The sequence below is a fragment of the Methylococcus mesophilus genome (assembly GCF_026247885.1).
GTDB classification, from domain to species: Bacteria; Pseudomonadota; Gammaproteobacteria; order Methylococcales; family Methylococcaceae; genus Methylococcus; species Methylococcus mesophilus.
The window spans coordinates 2,729,924-2,744,534 of record NZ_CP110921.1 but is presented as its reverse complement, the minus strand read 5'-3'; the positions used below and the strand labels follow the sequence as shown (position 1 = coordinate 2,744,534).

The window sequence follows — 14,611 nt, the reverse complement described above, 5'->3', positions numbered from 1 at the left end:
GACAAGGGCGCACGGTCAGGCGAAAAAACTCTTCACGCTCGCTTCGATCACTGCCCAAGGCAATACGAATGGCTTCTTCGTGATCGTGATGGCCAGGAGGTCCCCCCTGAATTCGTAAACACCATCCACGCCATTGCCGCTGAAACAGCCGGTGGTCTCGTCGCCGGAGAACTCCATGCCTTTCTCGCGCGCCGCTTTCTCCGCCTTCGCGACGAGGGACTGGGGTTCCGAACCGATCTTGATCTCGATGACTTTACTCATATTCCTGTGAGGAGCTGATGGATATCGGCCGGTATGGTATCGGAATTGGTTGGGCGTGGCGATGACGGCAAACCGGCAACGATCGCGTCGCACAGGTATAATTCCCGCCCGTATCCCATAAGAACCGCCTGGGACGAGGGCGGCATTTCCCACGCTTCGGTTCAGCCCAATTAAGAGGAAACTCGTGCAACTGGAACACATCTTGAGGTCCTATGCGCGCTACGCGCCGGTCTACGATCATACTTTCGGCTGGCTTTTGAACTTTCGCGGACGCTCGCTCGCCGCGCACCTCACCAACCGCCGTCCCGGCCGCATCCTGGAAGTGGGCGTAGGCACCGGCATCAGCCTGCCGTTCTACCGAAAGGAACACCAGGTACACGGCATCGACATCTCGCCCCACATGCTGGAGCGTGCCCGCAAGCGGGTGCACCGCAAGAGCCTGAATCATGTGGCTCGGCTCGAAATCATGGACGCGCGCGAGATGGCATTCCCCGACGACTATTTCGACGCCGTCGTCGCCGCTTACGTGATGTCGGTGGTGCCCGAACCGCAACGGGTGCTGCGCGAAATCGAGCGTGTCTGCAAACCCGGCGGGGACGTCATCATCGTCAACCATTTCGCGGCGGATAAGGGGGGCGCCCGCCGGCATTTCGAAGCCCTGCTGTCGCCGCTGTCCCACAAACTCGGCTGGCGTCCCGACATGGCGATGGACGAGATTCTCGCCCACACTTCGCTGCATGAAGTCCGCCGGCAGACACTGCCGCCGATGGGGCTGTTCACGCTCCTTCACCTTAGAAAAGACCCCCCGGAGCCGGCCGCTCCGGCGACGCCGTAACTCAAGCGTGGGCGGTCGATGAGCGCAATGTTAGAATTTCAAGAATCTACCTGATCAAGCACCCCTCCCCCTACCGCGGCACAACATGCTCGACTCATCGCAAGCCCACGACACTCCTTTCGAAATCCGCGCGGGCTCGTTCAATCTGCCCGTGCTCAAGCTGATCAGCGACGACGCGGATGCCATCGCCGACCTGCTTGCGGCCCGCGTCCAGCAGGCCCCGGACTTCTTCCGGCATGCACCGGTCATTCTCGATCTGCACGAATTGGCCGGACGCGATCATGTCCCCGACTTCGGCGCCCTGCTGGAAGTCCTTCGCCAGAGCGGGCTGACGCCGGTGGGCGTCCGCGGCGGCGATACGGAGCAGAACGCGGCGGCCGACGCGGCGGGCCTGGCGCTGCTGTCCGAAGGCAAGCATCACGAATCGCACCCGGCTGCGCCCGCCGCGCCGGCGGTCGAACACTCTCAGCCTGTCCATGAGGCGGTTCGCCCCGCCCGTCCAGGCACAAAAATCATCGACCAGCCGATCCGGTCGGGCCAGCGGGTCTATGCGAACGACGGCGATCTGGTGGTGATCGCCACGGTAAGCCCGGGTGCGGAGCTGATGGCCGACGGCAACATCCATGTCTACGGCTCCCTCCGCGGCCGCGCCATGGCCGGCGTCAAGGGCGACCTCGACGCCCGCATCTTCTGCATGGATCTTCAGGCCGAGCTGATCGCCATCGGCGGCCACTACAAGATCAGCGAGAACCTCGACGGCGCCGTGCGCGGCAGGCCGGTACAGATCATGCTGCGGGACAATGCGCTGATCATCCAGGATTTATGACGTTTAGACGAATATTGGGAGGATCGAAATTTGGCCAGAATCATCGTTGTCACCTCGGGAAAGGGCGGGGTCGGAAAAACCACGACCAGCGCAGCCTTCGCGACGGGGCTTGCGCTCAAGGGTTTTCGTACCGCAGTGATCGATTTCGACGTCGGCTTGCGCAATCTGGACCTCATCATGGGCTGCGAACGCCGGGTGGTTTACGATTTCGTCAACGTCATCAACCAGGAAGCGACCCTCAACCAGGCCCTCATCCGGGACAAGCGCTGCGACAACCTGTTCATCCTTCCCGCCTCCCAAACCCGGGACAAGGAAAGCCTGACGAAAGAAGGCGTCGAACGGGTGCTCAACGAGCTCGGCGAAACCTTCGACTACGTCGTGTGCGACTCCCCCGCCGGCATCGAGCGCGGCGCCACCCTGGCCATGTACTTCGCGGATGACGCCATCGTCGTCACCAACCCCGAGGTTTCCTCGGTGCGCGACTCGGACCGCATGCTGGGCATCCTCGCCTCCAAATCGAGGCGGGCCGAAGCCGGCGAGGAGCCGATCAAGGAGTATTTGCTGCTCACCCGCTATTCGCCGCAGCGCGCCAAGATCGGCGAAATGCTCAGCGTGGACGACGTTCAGGAGATCCTGTCCCTGCACCTTCTGGGTGTGATCCCGGACTCCCGCGCCGTGCTCAACGCCTCCAACGCGGGTTCGCCGGTGATCCTGGACGAAAAAAGCGATGCGGGACAGGCGTATGATGACGCCGTACGCCGCTATCTGGGCGAGGACGTACCGCACCGATTCGTCGCGGCGGAAAAGAAAGGCTTCATGAGCCGGCTTTTCAGAGGTTAAGACCATGGGACTTCTGGACTATTTTCGCGGTTCTAGAACCGACAGCGCGGCGGTCGCCAAAGAGCGGCTGCAGATTCTCGTCGCCCACGAACGGGCCGAGCGGAGCAAGCCGGATTATCTGCCGATGCTGCAGAAGGAACTGCTCGAAGTCATACGCAAGTACGTCAACGTCGGCCAGGACGCCATCACGGTCACCATGGAAAAGGACGACAACCGGGAAGTGCTGGAACTCAACGTCGTCCTTCCGGACACCATCGAACCCCGGCCGAAGCGTAAGCGCAGCTAAGCCATTCCATTTCCGACCTGCCGAACCTACAGGAGATCCGACATGCACGACGACCTCGATACCACCGTTGGGAACGCCGCCGGCAAGATATGGCTTTTCCTCGACCAGAACGGCGAAGCCAGCGCCACCCGCCTCGCCGACGAAACCGGCCTGGACAAAAACGAGGTGCAGCGCGCCATCGGCTGGCTGGCGCGCGAAGGCAAGCTCGTCGCCGAAAAACGCGGCCGCTACGAGTTTTTCCGGCTGAACGCCGCCTAGAACCGAAAGAGCCCCCGCCCCGCGTGGACGGGGGCTTCCCTTTGACGCCGGCAAGGCTCCTTTGGCGACGCCATCCGACCGCCTGAGGCACCGGCGAAGTCATCCCGCCCCGCCATGAAAATAGTGACCTGGAATGTAAACTCCCTGCGGGTCCGACTGCCGCAGGTGCTCGAATGGCTCGAATCGGCGCAGCCGGACGTCCTGGCCGTCCAGGAAACCAAGCTGACGGATGACGCGTTTCCGGTCGACGAACTGCGCACAGCGGGTTACCACGCCGTCTACAGCGGCCAGAAGACCTACAACGGCGTGGCTGTACTCAGCAAGGCGCCGGTCGAGGGCGTGCTGACCGATCCGCCCAACCTGGACGATCCGCAGCGCCGCATTCTGGCGGTGACCGCGGGGCCCTTGCGCGTCATCAACCTGTACGTGCCCAACGGCAGCGAAGTCGGTTCGGACAAATACGCCTACAAGCTCGACTGGCTGGCGAAGATCCGCGACTTCATCGAAAGCGAACTGAAGACGCATCCTCACACCGTGGTGCTGGGCGACTTCAACATCGCGCCGGACGACCGCGACGTGCACGATCCCGAAGCCTGGCGCGAAAAGATCCTGTGCAGCACGCCCGAACGAGACGCCTTCCGCGCCTTGGCAGGCCTGGGGCTTTCCGATCTGTTCCGCCGCTTCGAGCAGCCGGAGGCCAGCTTCTCCTGGTGGGACTACCGCGCCGCCGGCTTCCGCCGCAACCTGGGGCTTCGGATCGACCACATCCTCGCCTCCCCGCAGCTCGCCGAACGCTGCACCGCCTGCACCATCGACAAGGCGCCGCGCAAGCTCGAGCGTCCCTCGGACCACGCACCGGTCGTCGCCGAATTGGACGGCTTCTGAAACCTCGATCAGCCGCGGCTTAATTTTTGCCGGTGTCTGTCGGATAATCGGTCGATTACCTCAAACTCCAAGGAAAGTCTCCATGCATAAGATCACCCTCATCCCCGGCGACGGTATCGGCCCCTCCATCGTCGATGCCGCCGTCGAGGTCATCGAGGCCACCGGCGTCCGGGTCCAATGGGACGTCCAATCCGCCGGCATGGCGGCGGTCGAGAAATTCGGCAACCCGCTGCCGGACGCCACGCTGGATTCCATCCGCGCCAACCGCATCTGCTTCAAGGGACCGCTCACCACCCCCGTCGGCGGCGGCTACCGCAGCGTCAACGTCACCCTGCGCCAAGCCTTCAACCTCTACGCCAACGTGCGTCCTGCCATCTCCTTCGAAGGCACCGACACCGCCTTCAGTGACGTCAACCTGGTCACCGTCCGCGAGAACACCGAGGGGCTATACGCCGGCATCGAGCATTTCATCAAGGTCGACGAGGAAAAGATCGCGGCGGAAAGCATCGCCGTCGTCACCCGCAAGGGCTCCGAGCGCATCATCCGTTACGCCTTCGACTACGCCCGCCGCGCCCAGCGCAAGAAGGTCACCCTGGTGCACAAGGCCAACATCCTCAAATGCACCTCCGGCCTGTTCCTGGAAATCGGCCGCGAGATCGCCAAGGACTACCCGGACATCGAGTTCGACGACCGCATCGTCGACGCCTGCTCGATGCAGATGGTCATGCAGCCCCAACGCTTCGACGTGCTGGTCACCACCAATTTGTTCGGCGACATCCTGTCGGACCTGGCGGCCGGCCTGATCGGCGGCCTGGGGCTCACGGCGGGCGCCAACATCGGCACCGACGCGGCACTGTTCGAAGCCGTGCACGGCAGCGCGCCGGACATCGCCGACAAGGGCATCGCCAATCCCACCGCCATGATCATGGCCGGCGCCATGATGCTGGAACACATCGGCGAACTGGACGCCGCGCGCCGCATCGAATGTGCCGTGCGCGAGGTCATCAAGGACGGCCGCTCGGTCACGCCGGACCTGGCCAAGACCTCACCCTGCGGCACCGCGCAAATGGCCGAAGCCATCGTCGAGCGGGTGCGCCAGGCGTAGCCCGACCAGCGCTATTCAACGCTGGCAGCGCGGACAGAAATAGGTCGCGCGCTGCCCCAACCGAACGCAGCGGATCGGCGCGCCGCACACCCGGCAAGGCTCGCCGCCCCGGTCATACACCCGCAGGACCTGCTTGAAATAGCCCGGCGCACCGGATTCGTTGACGAAATCCCGCAAGGTCGTACCGCCCTGCTCGATGGACGCGGCAAGCACCTCGGAAATGCGGCCAGCCAGGTTCCGGTAGCGGGCGAGGCCGATCTTTCCGGCGGGGCGCCCGGGGTGGATGCCGGCCAGAAATAAGGCTTCATTGGCGTAAATATTGCCAACGCCGACCACGACATGGCTGTCCATGATGAAGGATTTGACCGCCGTGGTCCGTCCCGCGGCGAGGCGGTGCAGGTGCGCGCCGTCGAATTCGCCCTCCAACGGTTCCGGACCGAGTTCGGCCAATAGCGGGTGCTGCTCCGGCGGCTCCGCGGTCCACAGCAAACAGCCGAAGCGCCGCGGATCGTGGTAGCGCAGACAGACTCCGCCTTCGAACACCAGATCGACATGATCGTGCTTGCGCGGCGGAAGGCCGGGTTCGCAGATACGCAAGCTCCCCGACATGCCGAGATGGGCGACCAGGCTGCCCCCCTCGAAATCGAGCAACAGGTATTTGCCGCGGCGGCGGACGCCGAGCACCGCGCGACCAGCCAGCGTCGCCGACAGATCCGGGGGGATCGGCCAGCGTAGCCGCGGCTCCCTCACCCCCACATCGACGATTCGCCGCCCGGTGATATGCGGGGCGATGCCGCGGCGGGTGGTTTCGACTTCGGGAAGTTCGGGCATGGCGGCTTCAGCGCATGTTACGGAAGGAATCGATCAGCCCGGCGAACTCACTCACGAAACCGGGATGGCTCTCCAGGAAAGCGGTGCGGTCGCGGAAAAACGCATCGCGCAGCGCCGGAACCGCCGCCGGTTCGACCCGGCTCCCGAAACCTTCCTCGCCGCGGCCGAACATCCGGTCCAGCAGCCGGTCGCCGAACTCGTGGTTGAAATGGCCGACATCCTGCCACAATCGCGTTTGATTATCGCGGATGGGTTCGACCAAATCCGGGTCGTAGCCCTGGAAATCCCACACCTCCACCCAGCGCCCCTCCGGATCCGCCGCGCGGACGGTGCGCGCCACCGACAGCAGCGCGTCCCAGCGCAGATTGGCGAAGCCGCAGGCGATGTCTGCTTCGGCGCGCAAGGCATGCACCGGATAGGCGACCAGCCGGGTTTCGACGCCGGCGCGGACGAGACGGCTCACGAGGTCGTGGAGCCCGGCGAGATCGGCAGGAATGCCCTTCGCCTTGGGGGGGGAGAAACCGGGCGGTGACGCCACCGCAGAAGGCTCTTGCAAGCACGGCGCGTCCGGCTTCAGGTTGCCCAGGTAGCGGGCAAAATCCGCCCGGAACCGGCGCTCCACTTCGTCGATCTCGAAGCGGGCATAGTAGAACATGCCCTCGGCGGTATGGGTCGGTTTCTTGCGCTGGCCTTTCACCGTGCGGATCGAGGCCTTGATGGCCTTGCCGGACAGCAGCAGCGCACCGGCCGGCAGATGTTCCATCTCCGCAAAAAGCGTCCCACAATCGACCGCCCGGAGCGGATGCCCCGGCTGGAAACCGATGACCACCCGCTTGGGCGCAGCGTGCTCGAGGGCGAACAGCACGGAACAGTAAACCCGCTCCCATTCCGCGCCGGCCAGGCCGAAGTTGTAACCCCGCTCGTGCCGGTCCGGCCGGGTCAGCGCCGGATGCAGCGGGTCGAAGCCGATTTCCGCGTAGGAATTGCCGAACACCAGCGCAGCGGAGCGTTCGCGCCGGACGATCTGCGGCTTGACGTGGCGCTCGTAGCGCTTGAACTCCGGCTTGACCGCATTGAAGCCGGGAATGCTCACCTTACGGTTGTACCAGAACGGATCAACCAGGTAACAGAACGCCGCCAGCGCCGCCAGCAGGGCGAAGATACCGATCAATACGGTCTTGAGGTAGGCGCCGCCATTCATCGTCAGAACTGGAAGTAGATGAATTCGCTGAGCTCGGAAATCGAACACACCGCGGCCACGCCGACGACGATGCACAGGAGCGCCCAGGCCCGATCCGGCCGCCACTGCCAGAACCGCGCTTCGCGCGGCACGCCCCTCGCCATGTTCAGGCTGGGACTGAAACGGGCGAAGATTTCGTTGGTGTTGGGCATGCACATGGAGACCAGCAACAAGGCCGCGATCCACAGGAAGGGCCCGGCGCCGTGCAGCAATGGGGACTCACTGAACTTCCAGCCTTCCGCCGCCAAGCGCCCGCCCAGCGCGCAGTCTTTCAGCCCGGCCGGCAGCGCCAGTCCGTTCAGCCCCAGCATGCCGCGCAGGATGTTCCCGGCGGTCGCCAGGCTGTCGGCACGGAACAGCACCCAGCCGAACACCACGGCGAGGAAGGTGAGGAGTCTCCCCACCCACTGCGCCAGGCGGGAAACGGGGTTGGCGCCCCATCCCACGCGCTGCCGCAACTTACCCCAGCCGTGATGAATGACGAGGTAGGTGCCGTGGAGCGCGCCCCAGGCCAGATAGGTCCAGTTGGCGCCATGCCAGAACCCGCCCAGCAGCATGGTGAGAAACAGATTCAGGCTATGCCGCCAGGGCGCACAACGGTTGCCGCCCAGGGGAATGTAGAGGTAGTCGCGCAGGAAGCGGGACAGCGTCATGTGCCAGCGCCGCCAGAATTCGGCGATGTCCGCCGCCTTGTAGGGCGAATCGAAGTTGACGGGTAAACGGATGCCGAACAGCAGCGACAGGCCGATCGCCATGTCGGAATAGCCGGAAAAGTCGAAATAGAGCTGGAAGGTATAGGCGAGGGCGCCGATCCAGCTTTCCAGGAACATCGGCGGCTGGCTCTGCGCCGCCGTGAACAATTGCTGGGCATGGGGCGCGATGCCGTCGGCCAGCACGGTCTTCTTGAACAGGCCGAACAGGAACAGCGTGAACCCCGCGGCGAAATCGTCGGCGATCCGTCGCCCCCTCTGATCCCTGGAAAATTGCGGCATCATCTCGCCGTGATGCAGGATGGGACCGGCGATCAGATGGGGAAAATAGGTAACGAACAGGAGGTAGGGAGCGAAGCGGTATTCCCGCGCCCGGCCGCGGTAGGCATCGACCAGGAAGGCGATCTGGGTGAAGGTGAAGAAGGAGATGCCCAGCGGCAGTACGATCTCCTCGAGACCCCAGTGCGTGCCGGCCAGATCGTTCACAGCTCGGACGAAGAAGTTGGCGTATTTGTAGTAGCCCAGCAGGGCAAGATCGGCGGCGATGGCGCCGGCCAGCAGCCACTTTCGCGCCGTCGACCCTTCCGGCATCAGGCTGATACCACGCCCGGCGCGGAAATTGAAGCCGATCGAGGCCAGCAGCAACAGGACGTAAGCTGGATTCCACCAGCCGTAAAAGAACAGCGAAGCCAGCCCCAGCCAAGCGATCGCGAAATCCCGGCGATAGCGTACCAGGCCGTAGAACCCGGCGAGTACGGCCGGCAGGTAGAGAAACAGGAATTCGTAGGAATTGAACAGCATCGGACCGGCTCGAGCGGTGGGCGACCGGGGCCGGACCGGAAGCGGGGCCGCCTCGCCTTCAGTCTGCTTCTATTTCCTCGGCTCCGCCGTCTTCCATCGGAGATTCGGGGGCCGGCGAGGCTTGCGGAGGCGCTTCCTCGGCCTTGTTTTCCGCAGGCTTGGGATTCAGGCTGAGCAGACGCCTGGCCGGCTCGCCCACGACTTCATACTGGAGCCCGTAATCCTGGCGGGCGAGCAGCAACTCGGGCTCGCGCTGGACGATGACGAAGTCCACCGATTCCCCGTTCGCCAACCCGATGTGAAGCTTTTGCCCCTCGGCCGCCTTGTCCAAGTACTTTACGTCGATCGCACGCGCCGACTGCCAGTTCGTCAGCAGATCGCCGATATGGGCCTCCCCGCCTTCCTGCGGCGGCTCGAAAACCCATTTGCCATCCTGCCCCAACCGCGCTTTCCACTCCGGCAAGACGATCTCCTGAATGCGAGCGTCCTCGGGCAGCAGCTTCTTGTCGACGTAATCCGTCGCCTGGGCCGTCAGGTGGCGCGAGAAATCGTCGCGCACCAGGTGCAGGGCGTCCCCGATGCGAACGTAGCGCCGCATGTTGATGGGATCGGCTCCGCCGAAGACCAGCACCGCGTCGCCCACGGTCAGGCTGGCGATGGGCTTGTCCAGTTCGAACTTGGCCAGCTCCTCCGGCTTGAGCGGATAGCTGGCGTCGCTGGCGGCCTTCGCGATCTCCAGCAGCTGGCGAACCCGGAAGTCGTTGGCCGGCGCGGAAAACGGCGCCGACACCCACCAATGCCCATCCTTCTTCGCCAGGACGATGGTCTTGTCGCCCTGCTGCAGGGTCAAAGTATCGACCTTGTCGATGTCCACGCGCGTCAGAGGCGTCTCGGCGGGCTCCTTCTTGCCGGGCTCGAAATAGGCGATGGCGCCGAGCACCGCCAGGGCGGCCAACAGAAAAAGATTGAGCAGCATCCGAGATTTCATAGTCCCTCCACCAAATAACCGGAAGCCGAGGCGGGCGGTGCGCCTCGGATCGTCCGAATCAGAGCCGTCCCAACCTCAGGTCTCAACGCTGGCGCCGCCGCCACCAGATCAGCACGCCGCTGCCGATCAGCGCCACCGGGAGCACGATCAAAAACCCGAAGCCGATGATGCCCGAAGCCAGCGGCGTGAGCTGCAGGTCGCGGTCCGGCGAAGTCTTGGCAGGAATGTTGATGAACTGGTCGTTCTGGCTCAGCCAGTTGATCACGTTGAGGCCGAGATTGAGATTGCCGCCGTTGCCGAGGAACGCGTTGGACAGGAAATCGCCGTCGCCGACTACCAGGATGCGCTGCTCTCTCGGCTTGGCCGCCTCGGCGCCTTCCTTCTTTTCCCCTTCCTTCGGCTCGGCCTTGAGTTCACGAGTCAGGGTGTAGGCGATGTGCAGCGGACCCTGGCGTTCGCCCTTGTCGGCATCGAAGCTGATCTTGCCCTCGATGGGGCCGGTCTCGGTCCAGGAGCGCGCGAGGGTGTTCAGCAGCGCCTCGCGCTCGAAGTCATGATTGTCCTGCACCGCATCCAGCGCCAGCGCGGACGGGAACAGGGTCATGGTCTGGAAGCCATAGGTGATCGCATGCGGCGGATATTCCGCGACCAGGGCAAAGGTGGGATCGTCGATGCCGAACAACTGGGTGGACGCGTCCACTACCGAACCCGGCAGCACCTGCACCCCGAGCTGCTGCGCGAGCGGCCCGAGACCCTTGAGGTTGTCGGAATCGATCATCCACAGGAGATTGCCGCCCTGCTTCACCCAGTCGCCGATCAGGCCCACCTCGCCCGGCAGCAGATTGGCGTTCGGGCTGGCGATGACCAGCACGTCGGTGTTGTCGGGAATCTTCGGCGTGACGCCCAGGTTCACCGTGGACACGGTGAGGCCCTTGCGCCCCAGCTCGTCGCCGAACTGGCCCAGGTCGTGGTTGGCACGTTCGCTGGGCGAGCGCTCGCCGTGGCCTTCCAGGAAGACGATGCGCTGGTCCTTGGCGCGCGCCAGACGCTGCAAGGCGTTGGTGAGAGTGGTCTCGTTCGCCTCCTGCACGTTTTCGCTGCGGCCCTGGTATTCGATGACCAGCTCACCGTCGACAGAAATTCCCAGTTCGCGGACCTTGTCCGGCTGGGTGTCGGGATTGACGAAACTCAGGCTCAGGTCCTTCTTGCGGCGGCTGTAGCGGCCGACCTGGTCACTGATCTGGTCCCGCAGGTTCTTGGTCTCGCGGGCATAGGCCGTCACCCGGACCGGCTCCTTCAGCATGTCCAGCACCTTGACGCTGGCTTCCGACAGCGTATGGCGGTGCGCAGCGGTCCAGTCGAACTGGGCGGAATAACGGGTGCTCAGCCAGGCGGCCAGAGCCACCACGCCGAGGAACAACAGGGTGAATAACAGATTCTGGAGCCGCAGCTCCATGTGAGTCTTACGGTTGATCTTCATTTTTGCAGCCGGTCGTTATCCAGACGGTGGACGCTCAGAACCAGAAACGTCAGGATGAACAGGAGGAAATAGATCAGGTCGGTGGTCGAAACCAAGCCTTTCAGCAGTGCTTCGTAATGCCGCAGCAGAGACAGATACTGCAGCACGCCGTTGGCATCGCCCTCCGCGCCGCCGGTCCAGTCGATGATCCACAGCAATAGCAAGGCGCCGAAGGTCGCGACCGCCGCCACCGTGGGCTGATTGGACGAGGCCGAAATGTACAGGCCTACCGCGGCGAAACCGGCCAGCAGCAGCGTCAAGGCCAGGATGCAGGAAGCCAGCTTGCCGAGGTCGAGCCCGCCGCCCATCAGCAGGGACAGCGGCATGAGCGCCAGCATGCCGACCATGATCAGCAGGAAGAAGAACACGCCCAGGTATTTGCCCAGGATGATGTCGGCCATCGACACCGGGGCGGTGAACAACAGGCTCAGGGTCCGGTTGCGGCGCTCCTCGCTGATCAGGCGCATGGTGAGCAGCGGGGTCACCAGCAGCAGAATGACGCCGGCATTGCCGAACAGCGGCGCCACGATCAGATCGGTCACGCCCGGCATTTCCTCCATGCCGGCCATGCGCGGCTGCATCATCATGAAGTAATCGAGCTGAGCCAGGAACATGTAGCCCAGGATGATCTGGATCACGCCGAGCACCGACCAGGCCAGCGGCGACAGGAAGAGGGTGCGCAATTCGCGCGCTGCGATTGTGAACGCCATCATGCCGCCTGCTCCTCGCCCTGCGGATCGGTTTGGGTGATGTCGATGAAGATCTGCTCCATGCTGCGCCGCTCCGGCACCAGTTCGGCCAGTCCCCAGCCGGCGCCGACCACGACTTCGGCGACCTGGACCGCCGGGTCCTTGTCCTTGTCGTGGAAGATGCGGTAGCGGTTGTGCCCCATATCCTCGATGGATTGCACGCCTTCCAGGCCGTAGAGCTGGCGCTGATCGAGCGGGTCGCGGGTGGCCACCAACAGGCTGGAGGCGCGCATCCGCTGCTCCAGGCTCGCGATCGTGCCATTGAGCACCAGCTTACCCTTGTGGATGATCTGGACGTGGGTGCAGGACTCCTGTACTTCCGGCAGAATGTGGGTCGACAGGATCACCCCGTGTTCGCGGCCAAGTTCCCGGATCAGCTCGCGGATTTCGCGGATCTGGATCGGGTCCAGCCCCACCGTGGGCTCGTCCAGCACGATCACCGCCGGCATGTGCACGATGGCCTGGGCGATGCCGACGCGCTGCTGGTAACCCTTCGACAGGTTGTTGATCAGGCGCGGTCCCACCTCGGTGAGGCCGCAACGCTCCTTGGCGGTGTCGACCGCCCGCCGTAGACGCTCCCGGCTGATGCCGTGGAGCCGGGCGCAGAACTCGAGGTATTCGTCCACGGTCAAATCGCGGTAGACCGGCGGAATCTCCGGAAGATAACCGAGTTCCCGCTTGGCCTCGCGCGGCTGGTCGAGGATGTCGATCCCGTTGATCAGGATCTGGCCGGAGGTCGGAGCGAGATTCCCGCAGATCATCTGCATGGTCGAGGACTTGCCGGCGCCGTTGGGGCCGAGAAATCCGAGAATCTCGCCTTTTTCCAGCGTAAAGCTCACGTTGTTTACGGCGCAATGATCGCCGTAATACCTATAGAGTTCTTGAACTTGAATCAGGCTCGTCATGTTGCGCGTAAGATACGAAAGTTTGTACAAAATGCAAGTCTGCCGGGACGCACGGCCCCGTCCATGCTGAAACCGCCGCCATTGGGACTTTACATCCACGTGCCCTGGTGCGTGCGCAAGTGTCCGTACTGCGATTTCAACTCCCACCGCTTCGAGGGAAGCCTGCCGGAGCACGATTATATCGCGACCCTGCTGCAGGATTTGTCGCGAGACGCGAGAAGGGTTCCGGGCCGCACGGTGGAATCTGTGTTCATCGGCGGCGGCACCCCCAGCCTGCTGAGCCCCGAAGCCATCGGCCTATTACTGGATGGCGTCAGGTCGCGCATCACCCTCTCCAGCGAAGCCGAGATCACTCTCGAAGCCAATCCCGGCACGGCGGAAAGCGCCAAATTCAAGGGTTTCCGCGAAGCCGGCGTCAACCGCCTGTCGATCGGCGTGCAGAGCTTCGACGACGCGAAACTGACCGCGCTGGGCCGCATCCACGACGGCCGCACTGCCGTCGAAGCGGCCTCCATGGCGCGCGAGGCCGGATTCGGCAACTTCAACCTGGACCTGATGTTCGGCCTGCCGGGCCAGACCGTCGCCGAGGTGGAACGGGATGTGGAAACCGCCATCGCGCTGGGGCCAACCCATGTCTCCTTCTACCAGCTCACCCTCGAACCCAACACCCTGTTCCACCGTTTTCCGCCCTCCCTCCCGGAGGACGACGACATTTGGGACATCCAGCGCGCCGGCCAAGCCCTGCTCGCCGAACACGGCTACTGCCAATACGAGGTCTCGGCCTATGCCCGCGACGGCTTCCGCTGCCGCCATAACCTGAACTATTGGCGCTTCGGCGACTATTTAGGCATCGGCGCCGGTGCTCACGGCAAGCTCACCGACCCGGCCTCCGGACGGGTCACGCGGCTATGGAAAACCCGCCACCCCGCGCAATACTTGGAAACCCTAGGGCTCGGCGGCGAGCACCTCGTCGATCCGGACAACCTGCCCTTCGAATTCCTGATGAACCGCTTGCGGCTGCGGGACGGTTTCGAGCTTGGCAGCTTCACCGAAGGCACAGGACTCGAGGCTTGCGCCCTGGAACCCGCTCTGTCGGAATGCCTGAGCGAAAGGCTGCTGGAGCGCACGGGCAGCCTTATCCGCTGTACCGACACCGGCTGGAATTTTCTGGACGACGTATTGCAGCGCTTCCTTCCGCCTGCCTGAGCCAGATTCACACCGGTCCCATCAGGGAGGCGACGCCCATGTTAAGCAACGTGAGCAGGAGGCTCCCCAGCAAGGCCGAAGCGAAACCACGGATGCGGATGCCGGGAACCAGGACGGACACCATCCATAGCATGAAAGCGTTGACCACCAGGAGGAAGAGCCCGAAGCTGAGGATCGTGAACGGCAGGGTGAGCAGCACCATGACCGGCCGCACGAAGGCGTTCACCAAGCCCAGCATGATCGCGCCGAGAATCGCCGAACCCCAGCCCTCCACCTCGATGCCCCGCACCCAGTGGGCCACCAGCAGCAGCAGAGCCGCTGTGAGAAAAAGATGCACCAGAAATGCGATCATGGCCGCCTCCGTCA

At 63.8% G+C, this 14,611-nt stretch carries 17 protein-coding genes; 8 read left to right on the top strand and 9 right to left on the bottom strand.

Annotation, left to right across the window (positions count from 1 at the left end; all coding sequences use genetic code 11):
- Positions 1 to 15: 15 nt before the first annotated feature.
- On the bottom strand, positions 16 to 261 hold the full coding sequence (locus OOT43_RS13000; protein WP_266021009.1) for a hypothetical protein: 246 nt from the start codon (positions 259 to 261) through the stop codon (positions 16 to 18).
- Positions 262 to 445: 184 nt separating this feature from the next.
- On the opposite strand from OOT43_RS13000, the gene OOT43_RS12995 reads away from it, so the two are divergent.
- The 7 genes from OOT43_RS12995 to OOT43_RS12965 all read left to right on the top strand — a co-directional run bounded on the left by OOT43_RS12995 (position 446) and on the right by OOT43_RS12965 (position 5,296).
- Entirely contained in the window at positions 446 to 1,096 is a 651-nt protein-coding gene (locus tag OOT43_RS12995) for a class I SAM-dependent methyltransferase (RefSeq protein ID WP_266021008.1), read from the top strand.
- Between the two features lie 85 nt (positions 1,097 to 1,181).
- Positions 1,182 to 1,922, top strand: a complete 741-nt coding sequence (minC, locus tag OOT43_RS12990) for a septum site-determining protein MinC (RefSeq protein WP_266021007.1) — start codon at positions 1,182 to 1,184, stop codon at positions 1,920 to 1,922.
- A gap of 30 nt (positions 1,923 to 1,952) precedes the next feature.
- Positions 1,953 to 2,762 carry a septum site-determining protein MinD gene (gene minD / locus OOT43_RS12985; RefSeq protein ID WP_266021006.1) on the top strand — a complete coding sequence of 270 codons (810 nt, stop codon included), beginning with the start codon at positions 1,953 to 1,955 and terminating at the stop codon, positions 2,760 to 2,762.
- A gap of 4 nt (positions 2,763 to 2,766) precedes the next feature.
- Complete coding sequence (gene minE / locus OOT43_RS12980) at positions 2,767 to 3,048, top strand: cell division topological specificity factor MinE (protein ID WP_266021005.1); 282 nt, start codon at positions 2,767 to 2,769, stop codon at positions 3,046 to 3,048.
- A 42-nt stretch (positions 3,049 to 3,090) separates the two neighbouring features.
- Positions 3,091 to 3,306 (top strand): winged helix-turn-helix domain-containing protein, encoded by a 216-nt coding sequence (locus OOT43_RS12975; RefSeq protein WP_266021004.1) that lies wholly within the window; start codon positions 3,091 to 3,093, stop codon positions 3,304 to 3,306.
- A gap of 114 nt (positions 3,307 to 3,420) precedes the next feature.
- Positions 3,421 to 4,191 carry an exodeoxyribonuclease III gene (xth, locus tag OOT43_RS12970; RefSeq protein WP_266021003.1) on the top strand — a complete coding sequence of 257 codons (771 nt, stop codon included), beginning with the start codon at positions 3,421 to 3,423 and terminating at the stop codon, positions 4,189 to 4,191.
- 82 nt (positions 4,192 to 4,273) lie between these two features.
- Positions 4,274 to 5,296, top strand: coding sequence for an isocitrate/isopropylmalate dehydrogenase family protein (locus tag OOT43_RS12965; protein WP_266021002.1), 1,023 nt, complete (start codon positions 4,274 to 4,276; stop codon positions 5,294 to 5,296).
- Between the two features lie 15 nt (positions 5,297 to 5,311).
- On the opposite strand, the gene mutM is transcribed toward OOT43_RS12965, so the two are convergent.
- The 7 genes from mutM to OOT43_RS12930 form a co-directional block, all read right to left on the bottom strand.
- A complete protein-coding gene (mutM, locus tag OOT43_RS12960) occupies positions 5,312 to 6,127 on the bottom strand; it encodes a bifunctional DNA-formamidopyrimidine glycosylase/DNA-(apurinic or apyrimidinic site) lyase (protein WP_266021001.1) in 816 nt (271 codons plus the stop codon).
- 7 nt (positions 6,128 to 6,134) lie between these two features.
- Complete coding sequence (locus tag OOT43_RS12955) at positions 6,135 to 7,328, bottom strand: hypothetical protein (RefSeq protein ID WP_266021000.1); 1,194 nt, start codon at positions 7,326 to 7,328, stop codon at positions 6,135 to 6,137.
- A 2-nt stretch (positions 7,329 to 7,330) separates the two neighbouring features.
- On the bottom strand, positions 7,331 to 8,878 hold the full coding sequence (locus OOT43_RS12950) for an MBOAT family O-acyltransferase (protein WP_266020999.1): 1,548 nt from the start codon (positions 8,876 to 8,878) through the stop codon (positions 7,331 to 7,333).
- Positions 8,879 to 8,936: 58 nt separating this feature from the next.
- Entirely contained in the window at positions 8,937 to 9,854 is a 918-nt protein-coding gene (locus tag OOT43_RS12945) for a DUF4340 domain-containing protein (protein WP_266020998.1), read from the bottom strand.
- Between the two features lie 94 nt (positions 9,855 to 9,948).
- Positions 9,949 to 11,346, bottom strand: a complete 1,398-nt coding sequence (locus OOT43_RS12940) for a GldG family protein (RefSeq protein WP_266020997.1) — start codon at positions 11,344 to 11,346, stop codon at positions 9,949 to 9,951.
- Positions 11,343 to 12,098 (bottom strand): ABC transporter permease subunit, encoded by a 756-nt coding sequence (locus OOT43_RS12935; RefSeq protein ID WP_266020996.1) that lies wholly within the window; start codon positions 12,096 to 12,098, stop codon positions 11,343 to 11,345. The genes OOT43_RS12940 and OOT43_RS12935 overlap by 4 nt, the downstream gene beginning before the upstream one ends.
- On the bottom strand, positions 12,095 to 13,039 hold the full coding sequence (locus tag OOT43_RS12930) for an ABC transporter ATP-binding protein (protein ID WP_266020995.1): 945 nt from the start codon (positions 13,037 to 13,039) through the stop codon (positions 12,095 to 12,097). Before OOT43_RS12930 ends, OOT43_RS12935 begins: the two co-directional genes overlap by 4 nt.
- A 63-nt stretch (positions 13,040 to 13,102) precedes the next feature.
- On the opposite strand from OOT43_RS12930, the gene hemW reads away from it, so the two are divergent.
- Complete coding sequence (gene hemW, locus OOT43_RS12925; protein WP_266020994.1) at positions 13,103 to 14,245, top strand: radical SAM family heme chaperone HemW; 1,143 nt, start codon at positions 13,103 to 13,105, stop codon at positions 14,243 to 14,245.
- 7 nt (positions 14,246 to 14,252) lie between these two features.
- On the opposite strand, the gene OOT43_RS12920 is transcribed toward hemW, so the two are convergent.
- A complete protein-coding gene (locus tag OOT43_RS12920; RefSeq protein ID WP_266020993.1) occupies positions 14,253 to 14,597 on the bottom strand; it encodes a phage holin family protein in 345 nt (114 codons plus the stop codon).
- Positions 14,598 to 14,611: the final 14 nt, after the last annotated feature.

Coding starts and splice junctions, on each gene's coding strand:
- OOT43_RS13000 (WP_266021009.1), bottom strand. CDS start 261: ATGAGTAAAGTCATCGAGATCAAGATCGGTTCGGAACCCCAGTCCCTC.
- minC (WP_266021007.1), top strand. CDS start 1,182: ATGCTCGACTCATCGCAAGCCCACGACACTCCTTTCGAAATCCGCGCG.
- minE (WP_266021005.1), top strand. CDS start 2,767: ATGGGACTTCTGGACTATTTTCGCGGTTCTAGAACCGACAGCGCGGCG.
- OOT43_RS12975 (WP_266021004.1), top strand. CDS start 3,091: ATGCACGACGACCTCGATACCACCGTTGGGAACGCCGCCGGCAAGATA.
- xth (WP_266021003.1), top strand. CDS start 3,421: ATGAAAATAGTGACCTGGAATGTAAACTCCCTGCGGGTCCGACTGCCG.
- OOT43_RS12965 (WP_266021002.1), top strand. CDS start 4,274: ATGCATAAGATCACCCTCATCCCCGGCGACGGTATCGGCCCCTCCATC.
- mutM (WP_266021001.1), bottom strand. CDS start 6,127: ATGCCCGAACTTCCCGAAGTCGAAACCACCCGCCGCGGCATCGCCCCG.
- OOT43_RS12955 (WP_266021000.1), bottom strand. CDS start 7,328: ATGAATGGCGGCGCCTACCTCAAGACCGTATTGATCGGTATCTTCGCC.
- OOT43_RS12950 (WP_266020999.1), bottom strand. CDS start 8,878: ATGCTGTTCAATTCCTACGAATTCCTGTTTCTCTACCTGCCGGCCGTA.
- OOT43_RS12945 (WP_266020998.1), bottom strand. CDS start 9,854: ATGCTGCTCAATCTTTTTCTGTTGGCCGCCCTGGCGGTGCTCGGCGCC.
- OOT43_RS12940 (WP_266020997.1), bottom strand. CDS start 11,346: ATGAAGATCAACCGTAAGACTCACATGGAGCTGCGGCTCCAGAATCTG.
- OOT43_RS12935 (WP_266020996.1), bottom strand. CDS start 12,098: ATGATGGCGTTCACAATCGCAGCGCGCGAATTGCGCACCCTCTTCCTG.
- OOT43_RS12930 (WP_266020995.1), bottom strand. CDS start 13,039: ATGACGAGCCTGATTCAAGTTCAAGAACTCTATAGGTATTACGGCGAT.
- hemW (WP_266020994.1), top strand. CDS start 13,103: ATGCTGAAACCGCCGCCATTGGGACTTTACATCCACGTGCCCTGGTGC.
- OOT43_RS12920 (WP_266020993.1), bottom strand. CDS start 14,597: ATGATCGCATTTCTGGTGCATCTTTTTCTCACAGCGGCTCTGCTGCTG.